This window comes from uncultured Neptuniibacter sp., from assembly GCF_947498015.1.
Lineage (GTDB): Bacteria > Pseudomonadota > Gammaproteobacteria > Pseudomonadales > Balneatricaceae > Neptuniibacter.
This window is the reverse complement of sequence record NZ_CANMIR010000004.1, coordinates 277,191-294,387: the sequence shown is the minus strand read 5'-3', so window position 1 is coordinate 294,387 and position 17,197 is coordinate 277,191. Positions and strand designations below refer to the sequence as shown.

Annotated in this window: 21 protein-coding genes; 4 read left to right on the top strand and 17 right to left on the bottom strand. The window is 46.9% G+C overall.

Annotation, left to right across the window (positions count from 1 at the left end):
• Position 1 precedes the first annotated feature (1 nt).
• The 9 genes from soxA to Q0882_RS07405 form a co-directional block, all read right to left on the bottom strand.
• On the bottom strand, positions 2–868 hold the full coding sequence (gene soxA / locus Q0882_RS07445; RefSeq protein ID WP_299179558.1) for a sulfur oxidation c-type cytochrome SoxA: 867 nt from the start codon (positions 866–868) through the stop codon (positions 2–4).
• A gap of 38 nt (positions 869–906) precedes the next feature.
• A complete protein-coding gene (soxZ, locus tag Q0882_RS07440; protein ID WP_299179556.1) occupies positions 907–1,224 on the bottom strand; it encodes a thiosulfate oxidation carrier complex protein SoxZ in 318 nt (105 codons plus the stop codon).
• A gap of 33 nt (positions 1,225–1,257) precedes the next feature.
• Complete coding sequence (gene soxY / locus Q0882_RS07435; RefSeq protein WP_299179554.1) at positions 1,258–1,716, bottom strand: thiosulfate oxidation carrier protein SoxY; 459 nt, start codon at positions 1,714–1,716, stop codon at positions 1,258–1,260.
• 34 nt (positions 1,717–1,750) lie between these two features.
• Entirely contained in the window at positions 1,751–2,113 is a 363-nt protein-coding gene (soxX, locus tag Q0882_RS07430) for a sulfur oxidation c-type cytochrome SoxX (RefSeq protein ID WP_299179551.1), read from the bottom strand.
• 110 nt (positions 2,114–2,223) lie between these two features.
• Positions 2,224–3,264 (bottom strand): c-type cytochrome, encoded by a 1,041-nt coding sequence (locus Q0882_RS07425; RefSeq protein ID WP_299179548.1) that lies wholly within the window; start codon positions 3,262–3,264, stop codon positions 2,224–2,226.
• On the bottom strand, positions 3,248–4,582 hold the full coding sequence (gene soxC / locus Q0882_RS07420; protein ID WP_299179546.1) for a sulfite dehydrogenase: 1,335 nt from the start codon (positions 4,580–4,582) through the stop codon (positions 3,248–3,250). Before soxC ends, Q0882_RS07425 begins: the two co-directional genes overlap by 17 nt.
• A 165-nt stretch (positions 4,583–4,747) precedes the next feature.
• Positions 4,748–6,058, bottom strand: a complete 1,311-nt coding sequence (locus Q0882_RS07415) for a sigma-54-dependent Fis family transcriptional regulator (protein ID WP_299179543.1) — start codon at positions 6,056–6,058, stop codon at positions 4,748–4,750.
• 141 nt (positions 6,059–6,199) lie between these two features.
• Complete coding sequence (locus Q0882_RS07410; RefSeq protein ID WP_299179540.1) at positions 6,200–6,760, bottom strand: TIGR00730 family Rossman fold protein; 561 nt, start codon at positions 6,758–6,760, stop codon at positions 6,200–6,202.
• Positions 6,761–6,769: 9 nt separating this feature from the next.
• Positions 6,770–7,858 (bottom strand): methyl-accepting chemotaxis protein, encoded by a 1,089-nt coding sequence (locus tag Q0882_RS07405; protein ID WP_299179537.1) that lies wholly within the window; start codon positions 7,856–7,858, stop codon positions 6,770–6,772.
• A 239-nt stretch (positions 7,859–8,097) separates the two neighbouring features.
• Here Q0882_RS07405 and Q0882_RS07400 point away from each other — a divergent pair, with 239 nt between their 5' ends.
• Both Q0882_RS07400 and Q0882_RS07395 read left to right on the top strand, forming a co-directional pair.
• Complete coding sequence (locus Q0882_RS07400; RefSeq protein WP_299179534.1) at positions 8,098–8,586, top strand: hypothetical protein; 489 nt, start codon at positions 8,098–8,100, stop codon at positions 8,584–8,586.
• 98 nt (positions 8,587–8,684) lie between these two features.
• Positions 8,685–8,990 carry a hypothetical protein gene (locus tag Q0882_RS07395; protein WP_299179532.1) on the top strand — a complete coding sequence of 102 codons (306 nt, stop codon included), beginning with the start codon at positions 8,685–8,687 and terminating at the stop codon, positions 8,988–8,990.
• Between the two features lie 157 nt (positions 8,991–9,147).
• Here Q0882_RS07395 and Q0882_RS07390 read toward each other — a convergent pair whose 3' ends face one another.
• Both Q0882_RS07390 and Q0882_RS07385 read right to left on the bottom strand, forming a co-directional pair.
• The gene (locus Q0882_RS07390; RefSeq protein WP_299179529.1) at positions 9,148–10,035 is read right to left on the bottom strand and encodes an EamA family transporter; all 888 of its coding nucleotides are present in this window, start codon (positions 10,033–10,035) and stop codon (positions 9,148–9,150) included.
• Positions 10,036–10,118: 83 nt separating this feature from the next.
• Positions 10,119–10,742 (bottom strand): helix-turn-helix domain-containing protein, encoded by a 624-nt coding sequence (locus Q0882_RS07385; RefSeq protein WP_299179526.1) that lies wholly within the window; start codon positions 10,740–10,742, stop codon positions 10,119–10,121.
• Between the two features lie 489 nt (positions 10,743–11,231).
• Between Q0882_RS07385 and Q0882_RS07380 the strand changes: the two genes are divergently transcribed.
• Positions 11,232–11,774, top strand: coding sequence for a hypothetical protein (locus tag Q0882_RS07380; RefSeq protein ID WP_299179523.1), 543 nt, complete (start codon positions 11,232–11,234; stop codon positions 11,772–11,774).
• Positions 11,775–11,866: 92 nt separating this feature from the next.
• Here the strand turns inward: Q0882_RS07380 and Q0882_RS07375 are convergent, their stop codons facing one another.
• Complete coding sequence (locus Q0882_RS07375; RefSeq protein ID WP_299179520.1) at positions 11,867–12,355, bottom strand: DUF3833 domain-containing protein; 489 nt, start codon at positions 12,353–12,355, stop codon at positions 11,867–11,869.
• A 197-nt stretch (positions 12,356–12,552) separates the two neighbouring features.
• Here Q0882_RS07375 and Q0882_RS07370 point away from each other — a divergent pair, with 197 nt between their 5' ends.
• The gene (locus tag Q0882_RS07370; protein ID WP_299179517.1) at positions 12,553–12,951 is read left to right on the top strand and encodes a thiol-disulfide oxidoreductase DCC family protein; all 399 of its coding nucleotides are present in this window, start codon (positions 12,553–12,555) and stop codon (positions 12,949–12,951) included.
• Between the two features lie 164 nt (positions 12,952–13,115).
• Here the strand turns inward: Q0882_RS07370 and Q0882_RS07365 are convergent, their stop codons facing one another.
• The 5 genes from Q0882_RS07365 to Q0882_RS07345 are packed head-to-tail and all read right to left on the bottom strand — an operon-like array spanning position 13,116 to position 17,025.
• Entirely contained in the window at positions 13,116–13,334 is a 219-nt protein-coding gene (locus Q0882_RS07365; protein ID WP_299179514.1) for a TIGR02450 family Trp-rich protein, read from the bottom strand.
• Positions 13,334–14,743 (bottom strand): deoxyribodipyrimidine photo-lyase, encoded by a 1,410-nt coding sequence (locus tag Q0882_RS07360; RefSeq protein WP_299179511.1) that lies wholly within the window; start codon positions 14,741–14,743, stop codon positions 13,334–13,336. The genes Q0882_RS07365 and Q0882_RS07360 overlap by 1 nt, the downstream gene beginning before the upstream one ends.
• Before the next feature lie 13 nt (positions 14,744–14,756).
• On the bottom strand, positions 14,757–15,722 hold the full coding sequence (locus Q0882_RS07355) for a DUF523 and DUF1722 domain-containing protein (RefSeq protein ID WP_299179509.1): 966 nt from the start codon (positions 15,720–15,722) through the stop codon (positions 14,757–14,759).
• 20 nt (positions 15,723–15,742) lie between these two features.
• Complete coding sequence (locus tag Q0882_RS07350; protein WP_299179507.1) at positions 15,743–16,432, bottom strand: ChrR family anti-sigma-E factor; 690 nt, start codon at positions 16,430–16,432, stop codon at positions 15,743–15,745.
• Positions 16,429–17,025, bottom strand: a complete 597-nt coding sequence (locus tag Q0882_RS07345; RefSeq protein ID WP_299179505.1) for a sigma-70 family RNA polymerase sigma factor — start codon at positions 17,023–17,025, stop codon at positions 16,429–16,431. The genes Q0882_RS07350 and Q0882_RS07345 overlap by 4 nt, the downstream gene beginning before the upstream one ends.
• Positions 17,026–17,197 lie beyond the last annotated feature (172 nt).

Genomic DNA, 17,197 nt, shown 5'->3' with positions numbered 1-17,197 from the left:
ATTATTTACGAGCACCTGGCCCATTTGCGATCAGACCGTTAGACATATACGTCTGGAAATATTCCAGATTGCGGAATGTTTCAGTCTGAGGCTTCAATGGCTTAGAGCGAGAATCTTTATGGCAACCACTGTAACGACGATGCAGTGTACCTAAAGCTCCCCACTTGGAACGGAATACCGGGAAGTGAGAGACATGACCCAGCTGTGGGCTCGGCAAGTCAGCTCGAATTCGGATATTCGTTCCCTGAACATGGCAGTTTGCACAAGACAGATTCAGCTGTCCTCGTTTTGCGTAAAAGAACTTTTTGCCATCCAGATATGCCGCTAAGGCACGTTTATCATCTGCTGGAATCTGAACATCGAAGACTTTATCGCGAGAAGTCCAGGCCATATAAGCTGAAACCTGAGCGATTTCACCTTTACCCCACTTCAATGGTTTCTCACCATTGTCCTCACGACATTCGTTTATCTCCTGCTCCAGAGTTTTAACGGTGCCTTCCTCTTTACTCCAGTAAGGAAACTTATGACGAATCCCTATACCGCCGTTTTCAAAGCAATCCGCATAACCTTTACCGTTTGCAAAGGGAGTATTGAAAAGCTCTTCACCTTTCTCAACATCAAACTCGTACGGAGGAAACTCTTCCAGTTCCTCCCACTGTTCACGTGATCCGGCATCAACTGCATAGATACCATTCACATAATCAGAGATCTCTGACTCAGGAAAACGTGCTTTGAAGTAGTTCTGCAAAGCAATTCGATCAGCCTCAGGATCAACTGTTTTCAAGTCGAAACCTGAATCCGCCGCGAAGGTCATCTGGGATGCTGCAGCAACCGTCAGACCTAGCGCAAATGTTTTTATTATTTTCATTATCACACCCCACAGCTCAACCGGATAACCGGCTGCCTTTATTTGATTTTGGCAGTTTCTGTTGCTGTTTTGCCTGTGCTCTCAACCCAGGTCATGGTCAATTCATCACCCTTGGCGCCACCAGAAAAGTTGAACGCAAAGTAGGGGTTCTTAGAAACAGCAGTGCCAAGATTTGCAGCAAACACTTCTTTACCTGCGTGCATCACTTTAAGCTCCTGCAGGAACATCGCAGGGATCAACTCACCTGTTTTCTTGTCCTTACGCTGCCCACTCTCCATGATGTGCTTCGCCATCAGCTTTACTTTGGTCTTATCACCAGAAGCCTTTGCTTTTACTTTCAAAATACCTTTAGCCATGATTCTTACCTCTGTATTCGGCTTAAACTGGGATTAACCGCCACAACCACCGATGGTTACTTTAACTTCTTTAGAAGCGCTGTAGAGCTTGCCATCCGCTTTAACGACAGCTGTAACAGTTGACGTTTTACCCATACGCAGACGGGTAGAAACATTGGCTTCAGTACCGGCTGGAATCATAAACTCTGCAACCAGAGGTGTTGGGTTATCTTTTACAAAGATGCTCATAGACTCAACGTTCGCCAGTGTCGAACGAACGGTAACCGGTACAACTGCACCGTTTTCTGCGATATCAGGTGCTTTCAACGTCACTTCTGCGCTCTCTGAAGGCGTTCCGCCCAAAAGCTCACTCATTGCTGTTGCCTGATCTTCCGCTTTAAATGCTTTGCTGCTCCAGGCTGCCATTGCGATACGTGGCATCAGTACGCTTGCACCGATCAGTGCTCCGCCTGTTGCGATCGCTTTAACTACGGATCGACGATTCATGCTCATTCTATGTTTCCTCTTACGTTCACCCAAAGGGAGATCAGAACTGGTAGATATACTCTACAACAGCATCAATTTCTTCTTCTGACAAAATCCAATGCTTACCTAAAGGTGGCATGATTGTCAGCGGATTATTCTTAGTGGCATCCCAGATTTGTGCGCGCAGTTTGCGCTTATCCGGGTAGCGAGTTTTCATCGCAACAGTGGGTGGTCCCTGATTTCCTGCCAAATTTGCGTCTGGATCATCGATCGCATGACAGGAGATACAGTTACCGCGGGATTTACCCATATAAACTGCTTTACCCAGCGCTATCTGGTCTGCATGGTTGTCTGCAACAGCCGGGGCTGTCGTAAACATCGCCATCAAACCAGCTGCACACAGAGAGGTGGTCAGCTTACGCATTGTTTCTCCTCCGGAGTTCTGTCTAGTGACAGTATTTTTATTGTTATCAAAATCCCTGAACGGGTTGTATATCGCCCAATTTATAACCAAATCTTATATACTAATAAATTTTAGCGACTAGATTCAACCATGTATGCCACAGCTTCTTCAACCTGCTTATCACTAAGGTCTACACGTCCACCTTTTGGCGGCATCACACCCGTATCACCAGTAAATCCTTTAATTGCGTGGTCTACCAGTACAGGCATGCCCTGTTTGATACGATCAGTCCAAGCATCAGGCTCACCAAATTTAGGAGACCCTGTCAGTCCTGAACCATGACATACCTTACAAGCGCCCTCGTAAGTCGGTTTGCCCGCCTCAGCGGTAGCCGAGAGTGTGACGGCCCCAGATGAACTATGCGCAGCCAGCGACTCACCTTTCAGTGTTGCCTTACGCGCTTTCTCCTTATGCTGCTCCTGCTCCATCTGAGCATCGTGAGAGGCAGCCGGTGCATCCGCACCTTCGACAAAATGTCCTACCGGAGTGATACCTCGCAATGTTCCGGCAATTTGGAGTTTGTCCGGATCAGCACAGTTTTTCATGCAGCGGGTATTTTTTACATCAGGACGGGGATCGACAAAGAAATTCGCCTGATTCGGCATCTCAATCTGTGCCAGGTTATCTTTTGTCAGCACAAACTCTTCATCAATGATCTCATTCAGATATAAAACATACGCTGTAATATCATACACTTGCTGATCTGACAGAGAACGGGGTGCAGTAAATGGCATCGCACGACGAATATAATCGTAGAGTGTAGAAGCGTATGGCCAATAGGAACCTACAGTCTTAGTAGGGCGCTCCTCGGTTAACGTACCTTCACCACCCGCCAGAACAGGCCAGCGACCTTCACCTTCACCAAACAGACCGTGACAGGTTGCACACAAGGCTTCGTACTGCTCTTCACCTGCCTCTACTGTCCCCTGACCTTCAGGTAGCCCTTTACCGTCTGGACGAATATCGATATCCCAACCCGCGATCTCTTTTGCTGTTGCGGTTTCACCGATCCCATATTTTCCAGCCTGAGCTATGCCAGACAGAGAAAGAGTCGCACCGATAGCAACGGCTAGCAGGGAGTTCTTAAGTTTGTTATCAAGTAATTTGAACATTGGTAACCTCCCCTGTAGGTGCCACTTTCCAGGTGTGGATCGAGTTTTTATGGTAGATGGAGTTACCGCCACGTACTTTACGTAACTGTCCCAGTGTCGGCTGTACATAGCCTGTTTCATCGATGGCTCTTGATTGCAGCAGCCAAGGCTGACCATCCCACTTAGTGACCAAGCTGAATCGGGTCAGTGCCTTATCCAGTACCAAGCCCTTCAGGCTTGCAGGCACCCAACTGACACCACCATCAAAAGAGATATCCACCTGTTTAATTTTTCCACGACCCGTCCAAGCCAAGCCCTCTATCTCAAGGAAACCAGGCTTAACGAGAGGGTTTTCAGGGCAAGGACTTGTGATAACGGAGTTTGTTTCCTGAACGAAAGTGAATTTACGCGCTCGACCATCAGGCATCAGATCGGTGTACTTCGACGTTTCTTCGCGGTGGTACCAGGGCTTATCTCCAATCTCCAGGCGACGAAGCCATTTGACCGAGGTATTACCTTCCCAGCCCGGGTTCAGAAGGCGCAGTGGGTATCCCTGTTCAGGGCGCAGCATCTCACCGTTCTGTGCATAAACAACCAGAGTATCATCCAGTGCTTTCTCAATCGGGATAGAACGGCTCATATGGGAACCATCAGCACCCTCTGCCAGAATCCATTTCCCTTCAGGTTTAACCCCTGCTTCCTCAAGTAGTACTCGTAGAGGAACGCCGGTCCATTCACAGCAGCTCAACATACCGTGCGTAAACTGTAGCGCTTCCATCTGAGCACCCTTCCACTCCATACCACCGTTTGCAGGGCACTCAATAAATTTGATCTCGGAAACGGAAGGGAAGCGCATCAAATCTTCCATCGTGAAGATAATTGGACGTTCAACAAGGCCATGAATAATCAATCGATGCTCTTCAGCCGGTATCTGAGGGACGCCGCCGTGATAACGTTCAAACACCAGACCATTGGGGGTGATAATGCCTTTCAGATCCTGTAGAGGCGTCATGGAGATGGAGGCGATAGAATCTGCGGTCAACCAGGGTACGGTTCTGCGGACAACATGCTTTTCAAATCGTGAAGGTGAACCGTAGGGATGCTCGACCACACCGTGACCGAGCTGTTTACCCCAGGCGGGTTCATTAGGAGGAAGGTTAGCTTTACTTACCTCGCTCGCAATGGACTGACCTGCGATGGTTGTTGCAGCCATACCCGCAGCTGCGGCCACCCCTTTTCGCAAAAAGTCACGACGATCATTGATCGAGAGATGTTCGGATTCCCGAACCATCTGCTCCATCAGCTCGCGCGTGCTAGGACCTTTGATGATCTTGGACATTCATGCCTCCACGTGGCGTACCAAAAGCGCTTTATTATTCTTTATATTGTTTTTAGTAATAACTATATTCTATCAATGAATATACAAGAATTCGACCATCGTATAGCGCTAATTTAAGCTTACCTTATGCAAACATAACTAATATCTTAATTAACCCCACGCATTCTAAAGCAGCTGTAGCTTGCGATAGAGGGTCCGCTCGCTGACTCCGAGCCTTTCAGCCAGCTCACGATTGTTGCCCTGAAAATGCTCTTTAACCTTCTGCAGGTAAGCCCCCTCCAGTTTTGAGAGAGGTATCAGGTCCGCATTAAGCAGATTGCTTTCTGCTGGAAGCGGCTGTGAATGCAACAACTCCTCAGGCAGGTGTTCTGGCAGGATGCACTCCTGGTCAGCCAACAGCACAGCACGCTCCAGAATATTTCGTAGCTCACGGATATTTCCGGGAAAGCCATATCGTCGAAGGATACTCATCGCTTCATCTGAAACGGTCACCCCCTCTCCGCCCTGGATCCTCTTCAAGAGTACCTCTGTCAACATTGGCAGGTCAGAAGATCGCTCTTTCAACGAAGGTAATTTAATGGGGAAACTACTGATGCGATAGTAAAGGTCCTGACGAAATACGCCCTGCTCTACCTGCTTTTTCAGATCATGATGAGAAGCGCAGATCAGCCTAAAATCAGCATGCTGCAATTCGACTCCCCCCACGCTCCTGTAACTACCCGTTTCAATAAGGCGCAGTAACTTAACCTGCAGTGAAAGAGGAATATCCCCAACCTCATCCAGAAACAGAGTTCCCCCTCTTGCAGCTGCAACAAGCCCCTCTTTTTTATTGATTGCTCCCGTGAATGCCCCCTTCTCATGTCCAAACATCTCACTCTCAAACAGGGTTTCACTTAAGCCAGAACACTCAACGGTGACAAAGGGTGACTGAGATCGTCTACTGGCTGTGTGCAGCGCCTTGGCCACTAACTCTTTACCCGTTCCGGACTCCCCCTGCAGCAGTACAGATATTTCGCTGGGTGCAGCACGCTGTATAAGCGAAAGCATCTGGTTAAAAATAGCTGATCGTCCAACCAGACCTTCACCTTCGGGTTGGGCAGTAGCCACCTTTACCATATGCATGATTTCCAGATAAAACTGTGGATTTTTTGTTCCTTGCGGTAGAGGTAGTAGCTCCACATCTACATGCTCTTGACCGTGACAGGTATTATGCAGATGAAATACCCGCTGACGCAGTCCGGAGGATTGGCACTGCTTTAAGGGGCAGGATTCACCCTCCTGATCACAAGGGCGCTGGTAACCGTGTGACACACGATAGCAGTACTGCCCAATAATCGATTCAGTAACCTTATGGTGTTCTTTATAGGCCTGATTAGTGGCAACGATTTTGTAATCCGCAGACAGGATAGCGGCGGGTTGGCTGAAGGCATTCAACAAAGAGATAAACTCTTCATCACCGATCACGGTGTTAATCAAGACGGCTCTCCTACATACTGCCAGCGATGACTGGTAGCTTGTCAAAAATGTCAGGCTTTAGTCTGTCTTGTTACACCAATATATTCAATTAAACTAATATATCAATTTCTTATATAGGCGATTTTCTTAGAGTGTGATCTGCTAATTCGTAAGGTGCGGATGCTGAAAACAGGCCATCTGATTGAGAAGGTCAGAGCTATCTGTTGAGCGAATTAACATCTCATTGTAGTCAGGGTGAATAAACCCTTGAGAGGTTCCACCCTTCATAAATTGGAAGAGCAAATCATAGAAACCGGCCACATCAAGAAACGCGCAAGGTTTCTTATGGATACCCAACTGTGAGAGCGTGATCACTTCAAAGATCTCATCTAAAGTGCCCGTTCCACCCGGAAGGGCGATAAAACCATCACTCAGCTGAATCATCTGCTCTTTGCGGGTTTGCATATCTGGCACTTCAATCAGTTGCGTCAAGCCGGGATGAACCTTCTCCTTGGATTCCAGCTGTACCGGCATAACACCGATAACCAGCCCCCCTCTCTGAAGAACAGCGTCAGCCAAGGCCCCCATAAGACCCGAACGGGCGCCACCATAAACGAGAGTAATCCCACGCTCAGCCAGCAATTCACCTAATTGTTTGGCCTGACGAAGAAAAACCGGGTCGAAACCCGGTTTTGAACCACAAAAAACAGCAACAGATCGCATCAGAAGCGTTTACTTATGATCGGCGTTAATTCGATCAAGGATCTGAGCAACTTTCAGACTCGCCCGCTCCATCTCGGAAAGATGTTTGGCTGCGTCTTGAAGATCCCCTGCACGCGCAGATTCAACAGCTGCTAAACCGTGGGTATGTACCTGCTCATGGGGATACTCCAGCTCTGAGAAGCTGCTAAGATGACTATATTTTTCACGGCCAACACCATGGTAATACCAGTTACCTAAACGGCAGGAGGTATGATCCGCCAACGCCGTCATACTATCTAAATTGCCCGAAACAATGCCTTCATAAACACTGTTCTTCCAATTCACGTGATCCAGCTTGACCGTTTCTACAAACGTATCTGCAGCACTGTGCTCAATCACGGTACTCATACGGTCAGAGAGTGCTACTACATCACGAACACCGGCTTTAATCTGTTCTGCCGATGCAACCACTTCAGAACTCAGCAGATCAACCTGCCCAATATCATCTGATGCGATAGCTGTTTGAGAACTGATCTCGCCCACTAAATTTGCAATCTCATCACTGGCTTCATTGGCTTTACGTGCCAAATTTCTCACTTCATCAGCAACAACCGCAAACCCTCGACCGGATTCACCCGCACGTGCCGCTTCAATAGCCGCATTCAATGCAAGCAGATTGGTCTGATCAGAGATATCACGGATAACGCCCACAAATTTTTCAATCTGCTCAGTCACACTCAACAACCCCTTAACCTGCTGGTTGCCATCCTGTGCTCTAACCTGAATCACATTAACGCGATCCAGAATCGTTTCTACTGCCTGTCGCGTCTCATCAAAGATTGATAGAGAGTCCTCCAGGCTCTGTTTTTCTGAATCCAGATTAGAGGCTGCCTGAGCAATCGTCTCTCTAACCTGAGAAACCAGTTGACCACCTTTTACCCAAGATGCACAGATCGCTTCTTGATCACTGGCATTATTCTGCTGTGTGTCTTCCTTCTCATAACAGCGACGGGTTAGCTCCTGGTTTTCCGCAACCAGCTGAGCATTATTTAACTGCAGAGTATCGATCTCTCCCTGTAACTCTTTAATCTGCAGATTTAGTTTCCCTGAGAAGAACATCCAGAACTGCCTCCCTAATAGTGGTTAAGTTGTGCACATATTAACTGGACTCAGAAATCGTTTCATTAGTTAACTATCGAATATTTAATGATTTTGTCGTAATTCAGTACTTTAGGAGAAGATAACCCGGTCTTTATCAACAGTGTCTTAATCTCTGATGATCTTCGCACTACCCTCTGCAGGCAAACTGACCTAAAATCGTGATACTTCGTTCGCCAATCGGATATTAAGGAATCGCAATGGCTCGTATCTCACTATCGGAAAGTCTGTACAACACGCTGGTTAAAGAGTTTTTTGCCAAACGTACCGCCCGTAGACTTCTGAGCCATAAAGAAGCTATCGCAATCGCTCAACGCTTATCAGAAAAAGTTAGCCTGCCTTTCCTGAATGAAAAGAAAGAGCACAATGTCCTGGTGAAAGTGGTTTTAAAAATTGATACCTATCTCTATGAACTGCTTCCTAATGAGATCTATGAGCTGATACATAACCTTGATGAAGGCTTTGATGATAGTGAAGCGGCTCAGCTCGCTGCCCGTCTGAGCAAACAAGCTCATGATGATATCCAGCTCCCGTTTCTAACGGATGATATCGAGTACTACTCCATCACCTTTGTCTTAACACTGCTGATCAATGCGATGCGAGAAGGCTCTGATATAGAGCATGCAATCAAGGTAACCAAACATCCCCGCATGATGTGTGATGACTTTCCATTTCCCGATCTTTTCTAAGAAACCCATAGCGGTACACTGATAGAATTGATCTGAGATGGTTGCCTCTGCGTAATTGCTAATAGTTGGATACAAATGACAGCTACAGCGGAGGCAACATGACAATCCAAGATTTCAGAAGTATTGCACAGCAACTTCAGATTAATCAGGTCCGATTTATTGAATCAGGCTGCAGCCCAATGGTCATTGAAGTGCAGTATGGCAAAGTGACCGATCTCAAAACAGATCTGCTCAAAGACAGGCGGGGCGAAGTACTCGCATTTAAAAATATCACACAAGCCTATGAACTCTGCCGGGATACAGGTATTCACCATGCAGAGCTCGTTCAGATAATCCCCCACGATGAAGCCTGTATCAGTTCAGCGGTTCACTATGATCAACAGGCGATCCCTCTCAAATTCTGATTAGATCAGGGTAAAAGCTTTAACTTTGTGCCACTAGCCTACCTAAAGAAGGGGCAGCTAACGGCACAAAGCGCACTCGGTGTAGAATTCAAAGAACGGCAGCTAGGTGCCATAAGCTGGCATAGCAAATAGTTCGGCTAACTACCCAGTGCGGGCATTAAGCTTTTCCTGATACGTTCTGCTTTCTGGTTATCCCTGCCAATGCTGATCCGCTAACAATAGCTATACATGCCAAAGCGATTTCCCAGCTTGCTTCGGCTTCTCCAGCAGCCACTAGAAGTAAGATAGAGATTAATGGTGCGGCATAAGCAAGCGTACCTAATAGTTGGAGATTGCCATGCTTTACACCGTAGTCCCAAGTAAAAAATGCTATACCCACTGGCCCTAAACCTAGCCCTAAAACACCGATCCACTGTCGGAGATCAAGAGGCCAAATCGTCTGCTCCCACCAAAGGTGACAGATAGTCGCCAACAAAGCAGTAACAGCACAGAACCAACCCACAGCATCTGTAGGTACCGCACTCAATAACCTGCTGGCTACTGAATAGGTCGACCATATAAAAGCGCAAGCAAGTGCTAAAAGATAACCATATAGATATTCAGAGCTAAAGTTCGCACCATCTTTACTGATCAATACCCAACAACCTAAAAGCGCAATGAGTGCTCCTATTGTATGCTGAACCTTAAACTTTTCTTGCGGTAAAAGAGCAGCGAATAAAACGATTAGCAAAGGCCACAGATAAGCTAGCAAACTAACTTCTACGGCAGGAGCCTTGCTCATCGCCATGAAATAGCAAAAATGGTATCCAAAGTACCCCCCCACACCTAATATCCAAGCAACAGGAGGTTGCCGTAAATACCTTAATCCCAAATGTCCTTGCTGTAACCAGCGCAGGGCCATGAGGCAAAATGCAACACTAAAAGTCATCGCCATTAGCTGAAAGGCTGGAATACGTCCGTCGGTCAGTTTCGTAAGTAAAGCTAACGCGCCCCAAAGTACGATGGATAACGACCCGATAAAAGTTGCCCTATGTAACCGAGACATAAACTCCCCTCAACTGGTACTTAGTTAGATGAAACCTAAGTGTATGAGGGTGAGGAGAGATGATCTTTTGATATACAGCGGAATTATTTGCCAATCTTGCGGAAATAACTGGGTGAGTGACCGAAGTGCTTACGGAACCTATCACTAAAACTCGCCAGATTTTGATAGCCGACTTGATCAGCAATTTGTTGCACGCTCAAAGCTGAACTTTCCAGCAATTGCCAAGCTTTCTGCATCCGTTTTTCAGTTAAGTATTGTTGTGGAGTCATACCCAATTGACGCTTAAAAAGCTCACTTAACTGTCGAGAACTTAGATTTGCGATAATCGATAATTGTGCAAGAGAAACTGGTTTACAGTAGTGTTGATCAAGGTATGTCCGAGTAGCCTCTATGCGACGATCTAGTCGTAACTCTTCACCATAACGTTCTTGTAGTAGCTGGATCAGTAGTAACAGCATCTGTCTTTCGCTAGTTTGACTACATGAGTCTGTAATCAGCTGTTGATGCAAAAAAAAGACGTATTGAGTTAATGCAGGATCTATCGATATGAATGCAGGAAGGCGTTCTAAGTCTGGAGCTAATGCTTCCGGCACATCTGCCACAATAAAGATATTTTTGTCATTAGCAGAAAATCCATGCTCTTGACCGGCGGCAACAACAGCAACTTGCTGTGAGCATACGAGCCCCTCCTGTTTATCCACATTCATGGATAACTCTCCTGCTACCGGAAGTACTAGCTGGTGAAAATCATGATGATGGGTATGATTTTCAGAACTGTAACTACGAAGCTCTAGCTTTAGGTTTGAGTTCTTCATAGCAAGATTGTAACAGAGTCAGAAAACCCTATAGAAATACCATTCCGACATGCGGAGTAAATGTCTGCTTCGAGCACCACAATGGCAGCTATCACTCGCACAATCATGTCCGCAATGGATCGGTAGAGGACTTCGAATAGGCTAGGGTAGGCTTATGAGGTCTATTCCGTGTCGGCAGGCTGACTTGAGTAAGCACGGAGGGGCTACAGATGACTGCTCCGTGCCAGTAACAGACATTTCAAAAAAGACATGATAGCCTCTCAGTACTTGCTCATATCTTAACTGGAATACAGCATGAAGGGAGTCATGTGATGAGTCAGCCAAAAAGCCTAATCATCTTCGATTTACGTGCTCTGCTTTACATGAAAGGAGCTTAATAAGGTGAACTTTCTTTCTGCATTAGGTGAAATCCTTTATCGGTATCCTAAGGCCGTTCTTCCAGCTCTCATATTGATTTATTTACCTATGATGATAGTCGCAGATGGTTATTTCATGTATCCCGAGAGGTTTGAAGAGCTTAATCAAGATAAGTTTAGGGTAGATAAAATAGCGTATGCTATCGGGAAGGATGCTAGAGAAGGGATTCGGGGTTATTCATATGGCGATGGTGAGCCATTAAAATATATGAGGCTCCCTGACAGAAAAGCTCTTGAAGAAATAGTAAAAAAGGACTTTGAGGATAGAAACATAAATATTTACTGGTTCTATAGTAGAGCTTCAGATTATGCGCTCGGTTATAGATCCATAGTGGGCTTTACACATAATGGCGAAGCATTTAGTGATGTGAGGAAACGCTATATCAAAGAGAAAGAACGCAGGGCTAGTGCTTTTTATATTCATTCAATCATATACGGCTTTTTAACCTGTTTCTTTGTATGCCTTTTAGGGTATTCAATGTTTCTTTTCCTGTTCAGAAAAAAATGATTCATGTCCACATGGCTCGTTTGAAGACCTCACCTGTCAGAAAAGGCCGGCGTAAATTACAGGCCTCTTGATAGCGGGCTGTACGAACCAGCTCATCCGACAAAACGACTATCTACCGGTTTATGGAAGCTGATGGAAACGCTTCCGATGGTTACACCCAACTTAGACAGGTCAGCTCTGTTGAACAATACGTTATCCGGCATTAGATACATCCAGTCATCAAAGCTGACTTTAAACTTGCGATTCTTAACCGACAAGAGCATCTCGTAACGCCAGTTCAAACAGTTACCGATAACATGCCCCACAGCCTCATCGATCACATCATCAGCCCGTCCCTGGTAACCTCCCTTCTGATCAGAAACGATTGTCCAGATACGACGTTGGTGTTCACCATCATCGTAAATAAACGACTCATTCAGGATCAACTCGTCATTTTGAACCCTGCCATCGATCTCAACGACAAAGCGTCTGCGGACAGAACCAAAACGACTTTCAAACAGTCCGTAAGCCACAGTCCTCCCTGAAAAATATTCAAAAATATTCAGTTGTTGAGGCCAATGCTTCTGAAGGTGTGTATTCATCATCCAAACCATTTAGGTAGTCACTGCTTTTACGAGCAGAACTCCTATCCGGATCACCCCTATTATCCTTCGACCCCTCTTTCGCAAAGGGGTACAAAGAAACTACGAGGCAGAAAATGTGTAAAGAGCTAGACCCGGACTGAACCAATCTCCCCCCAGCTTCGTACCAGAAGAATGATTTTTGAGGTGGTAGAGAGATGAGAACACTCAGATACAACGTGAGGGAACCCTACATTTTCTACGATGGTGGCTGCCCTCTTTGCCGTAAAGAGATACAACACTACCAGCGAATCGCTCCAGCCAACTCAATCCTCTGGATCGACATCACCCGCAATCCCGAAGAGCTCAAGCGTTTTAAGATTAAATATAAGGATGCGATGGAGCAACTGCATGGGATCTCCCCTACAGGTGAAAAGATCAGAGGGGTTGAATCATTTATGATGATATGGGAGCAGTTACCTTATTACCGCTGGTTGGCCAGTGGGGTTCGTCTGCTAAAGCTTAAAGCGCCTCTGCAAAAGATCTATCTCCTGTTCACACGATGGCGTATAAACCATCGCTGCAACAGAGCTTGCTCCATCGAGCCACGCAAATAGAGTTCACTGTTATTAAAGAGGTTACACCTGGGCGGGTATTACTACCAAACATGATAGGGCTACCAACATGATCAATGAGGAAAGAGGCCACTGCATTATCCATCTCCACAAAACAAGGATGAGACTGTTACGTCAAACCGGCTGAATAGGATCACAACAGACTATCAACGCCCCCCCTGTCTCCAGTGCTCAACCAGCTTCAGATCACACAGTTCCATCTGAAACCGCTGTTTATCAATAACCGCTTCCAGAATACAACCGACTACTCTAAGATCCTCCCCGCCCCGCAACAGTTCCACAACTATAAAATGCTTACGTTTCTTAGCCGGAACCACCGCTGTCCATTTTGAATGCAGCAGTTTCTCAGGGTTGAAGCGGTTCATCAGCCCTTCCCTCTATTGTAGATCGCAAGACTGTGTTGTCGCTCCTGCTGATAATCAACGATGGGCAACAGCCCTCCCCTTTGCTGAAGAACCTTCAGATTATGCTGCTCAGTGGCGGACAGGCCCGCTAACTCTGGCAACCAGCGAGCGGTATACTCGCCCCTGTTATCGAACCGTTCAGCCTGTCGAGTTGGATTAAAGATCCTGAAATAGGGTGCAGCATCCGCCCCAACCGATGCACTCCACTGCCACCCGCCGATATTGGATGCAAAATCCCCATCGATGAGGTGTTGCATGAAGAAACGTGCACCTAAGCGCCAATCCTGACGCAAAATTTTAGTCAGAAACGAAGCGGTGATCATTCTGAGGCGGTTATGCATCCATCCGGTCTGTAATAACTGTTTCATACCGGCATCAACGATCGCAAACCCTGTTTCACCTCGACTCCATGCCAGGAAAAGCTTCTCATCCTGGCTCCACTCCAACCGTTTTTCCACCTCCGGTTTAAATGGTTTCCAGCGGTTCATCTCCGGATACTGAACTAGTAGATGCCGGTAGAACTCCCGCCAGATCAACTCCGTCATCCACTGACTCTCGAACCAATCAGGATCATCACTGAAGCTATTCAGGGCAGTAATAGATTGGCGGGCAGTGATAACGCCCTGACTGAGATAGGGTGAGAGTGATGAGGTCGCTGTGCAAGCGGGAAGGTCTCTCTCGACACTATAGCGTCCTACGGCTGAACTGATAAAACGGTAGAGCCGTTGATGCGCAGCTTCACTGCCAGCAGGCCACAGGCGCTCCGACCAATCCGCTCCACTCCTAAGTTCATAGGGGATACTCTTCGGTATCAGGCTTGAGTTCACCGCAACAAGGTTTTGTACCTCTGGAACAGGCAGCGGCTGCGGAAGCTGAGTGAGAAACTGCTGACGCCACGCACGGCTAAACGGAGTAAAGACTTTGTAAGCCCCCCCCTGTTTATTCAGGACAGTTCCCGGGGCAATAATAAGATCACTCTCGTAACTCAGGCAGGGTATCGACTGTTTTTCGAATAGCTGTTTCACCGATCGGTCACGTATCCGTTCGTATTCAGGATACTCACGATTAAAGTAAAGCCCTGTTACTTTATGCTTTTGAGCCAGAGCCAACATCTCTGCCGGCAGCTGCTGATTCGATTCAACCTGCAAAATCAGCAGCGGGATATTTAAAGCCTGAAGTTCAGTTTTCAGTGGAGCCAGGTTCGCCAACCAGAACTGTACCCGTGATTTAGCTTCATCCTGCAAGATCCATTGATGGGGTGTCAGGGCTGCAACGGCAAGAACACCCTCACCACGGTTATCCTGACAGGCATGATAGAGGGCGTGGTGATCTCCCGTCCTTAGATCGTTACGAAACCAGACCAGTTTCATATTAAATTATCTCTCAGATATAGTTTCTTAAGCCCAACTCATGGGGATAGGGATCAAGATACGCCTGTGTGCGGATATATTCTGAGCCATGTCGCTTGAGGTAGTGTTTCAACAACGCCAGAGGAACCACCAGATGTACTTTATTGGTTCTGTACTGCTCAATCGCTTCAAGCAGGTCTTGTTTGGTATCGGTATCTATCTCTTTTTTCAGATAACCCATAATATGCATCAACACATTGGTATGGGATTTACGACTCGCTCTATTTTTTAAAAAGGTCATCAACCTGAGGATATAGGTCTCCAATACCTGCGTCAGAGGCAACTCCGACGCCTCTTCGGCAAGATACTTACCCAGTGCTTTATATCCCTCATAGCTGTGAGCCATGAGCTGATATTTATGCCGGCTGTGAAATTGAATCACTTCATGCAGCGAAGGTTGCTGCATCACCTCTTGGCGCCAGGCATGATATACAAACACACGGGTAATGAAGTTTTCTCTGAGAATTGCATCATTCAGTCTCCCCTCCTCTTCAACCGGAAGGGCTGGATTGTTTTTCATCAGGCGCGCCGCATAGGCACCACTACCAGCCACATTGGGCATGCCATTTTCATGGTATACCTTCACCCTCTCCATACCGCAGCTGGGTGATCCCTGCATCAGGATATACCCACAAAGATCTGGCTGCGCCTGCCCGACTTCATCGGCATATCGCTGCAGCGGCTCGGTCACATCCAACGATGGATCCTTTGTGCCGACAACACGCGGTGCTTCCGCACTGCCTACCAGACGAATCGGTTCTCTGGGAGTGGATAGACCGATCGAAACCTCTGGGCAGAAGGGACGGAACTCAAAACACTCGCTCAATACATTGAGGCAGTACTTGGAGCGTTTATGACCTCCATCATAACGAACTTTATGCCCCAGTAAGCAAGCACTGATACCCACTGGAATGAGGGCGTGATCGTTAACGGTGTGCATAGGGTTCTCCTTCACAAAAATCAGAATCCGGTCATTGGCTGAACAAGTTTGCCCAGCAACGTACTGAACTTCAGGGGTGCATCAGTGGCGATCAGGCAGATACAGTCTTCATCACTGTCAACCAGTGGCTGGTGTTCAATCTCACTGTCCAGATCGGCAATATCACCCGCGGTAAAGCGCCCGATTTCATCCGAAAATGATCCCTTCAATATGAGGGTCAGTTCATTCCCATCATGACTGTGAGGTAACATCGCTTTTCCAGGCGCTATTCTCATCAGACGGGATACACCACCCCGTTCGGTTTTACAGGGCAGATCATGGTAGTAAACGCCCGGTACAATCCTGCTCCATTCCACCTGATCCAGAGAACCTCCAATGTAATCAGCCAGAGGAGCAGGAAGGTCCGATATACGGTCTGCCCCATTTTCTAATGGCGCAGAATCAAATATTGGTGCTGCGGCTACCGACTCCTCGATTTCAGGTGCCTCATCTATGCAGGCTAATACCTGCTCAAGCGCACTTTCACTGATATCTGCCGGTTCAAGATTCTCTAGTAACATACCGCCGATCATCTCGGTTTGATGGATTCGCTGCCGACAGGAGGAACACATAGAGATATGGCAGGCAACAACCAACGCCATCGCCTGAGACATAGAGCCGGCTGCGTAGCTGACAAGCGTTGCTTCATCAAGGTGATGTTTAATGTTCATACATCATCCCTCCATATCATTTTAAGTTTTTCTGAGGCCAACCTTAGCCGCGATTTAACACTCCCTAAGGGGATTCCCAAGCGGTCGGATATATCCGTATGTGAACGACCTTCAAAGAATGACATATAGATCACCTGAGCTTGTTTTTCTGGTAACTGGCTGATCGCTTTTTGCAGGCGATCTGCTGTCACCTCATCCTCTCCACTGTTACGCTCTTCGTCAGGCTCTTCATGCCAGGCTTCCAGCCCATACTCCGGATACTTCTGCTTACGCATCCAGTCGATGCTCAGATTACGTGCAAGTGTATAGATCCAGGTACTGGCAGCCGCCTTGGAGCGGTTGTACATGTGAGCTTTTCGCCATACAGCCAGCATTGTTTCCTGCATCAACTCTTCAGCCGTCGATTCAACAAGGCCAAGGCGCGCGATATAAGCTTTAATTTTTGGAGCGAAATGACGAAATATCGCAATGTAGATCTGCTTATCCCTACGTTCAGCCAACTGGACTAACAGATCACTCCAGTTGTTTTTCATCTCCTGCTGGGGAATCGCTACAATATTTTCCACGTCGTCACCTGGTGGTTTAGTTTCCATATCCCTCTCTACGCATCAGATTAAGCAGTGGATCACCATTAATTAAATATTTTTCTATCACCCATTATTGGTAGTACCGCATCGACTCCTTGTTAAATAAGCTATTTTTAAAAATTACTGATCCTTTTCTATGATCACCTCGTAGTAAAAAGTAACTCTATCAGTAAATTAT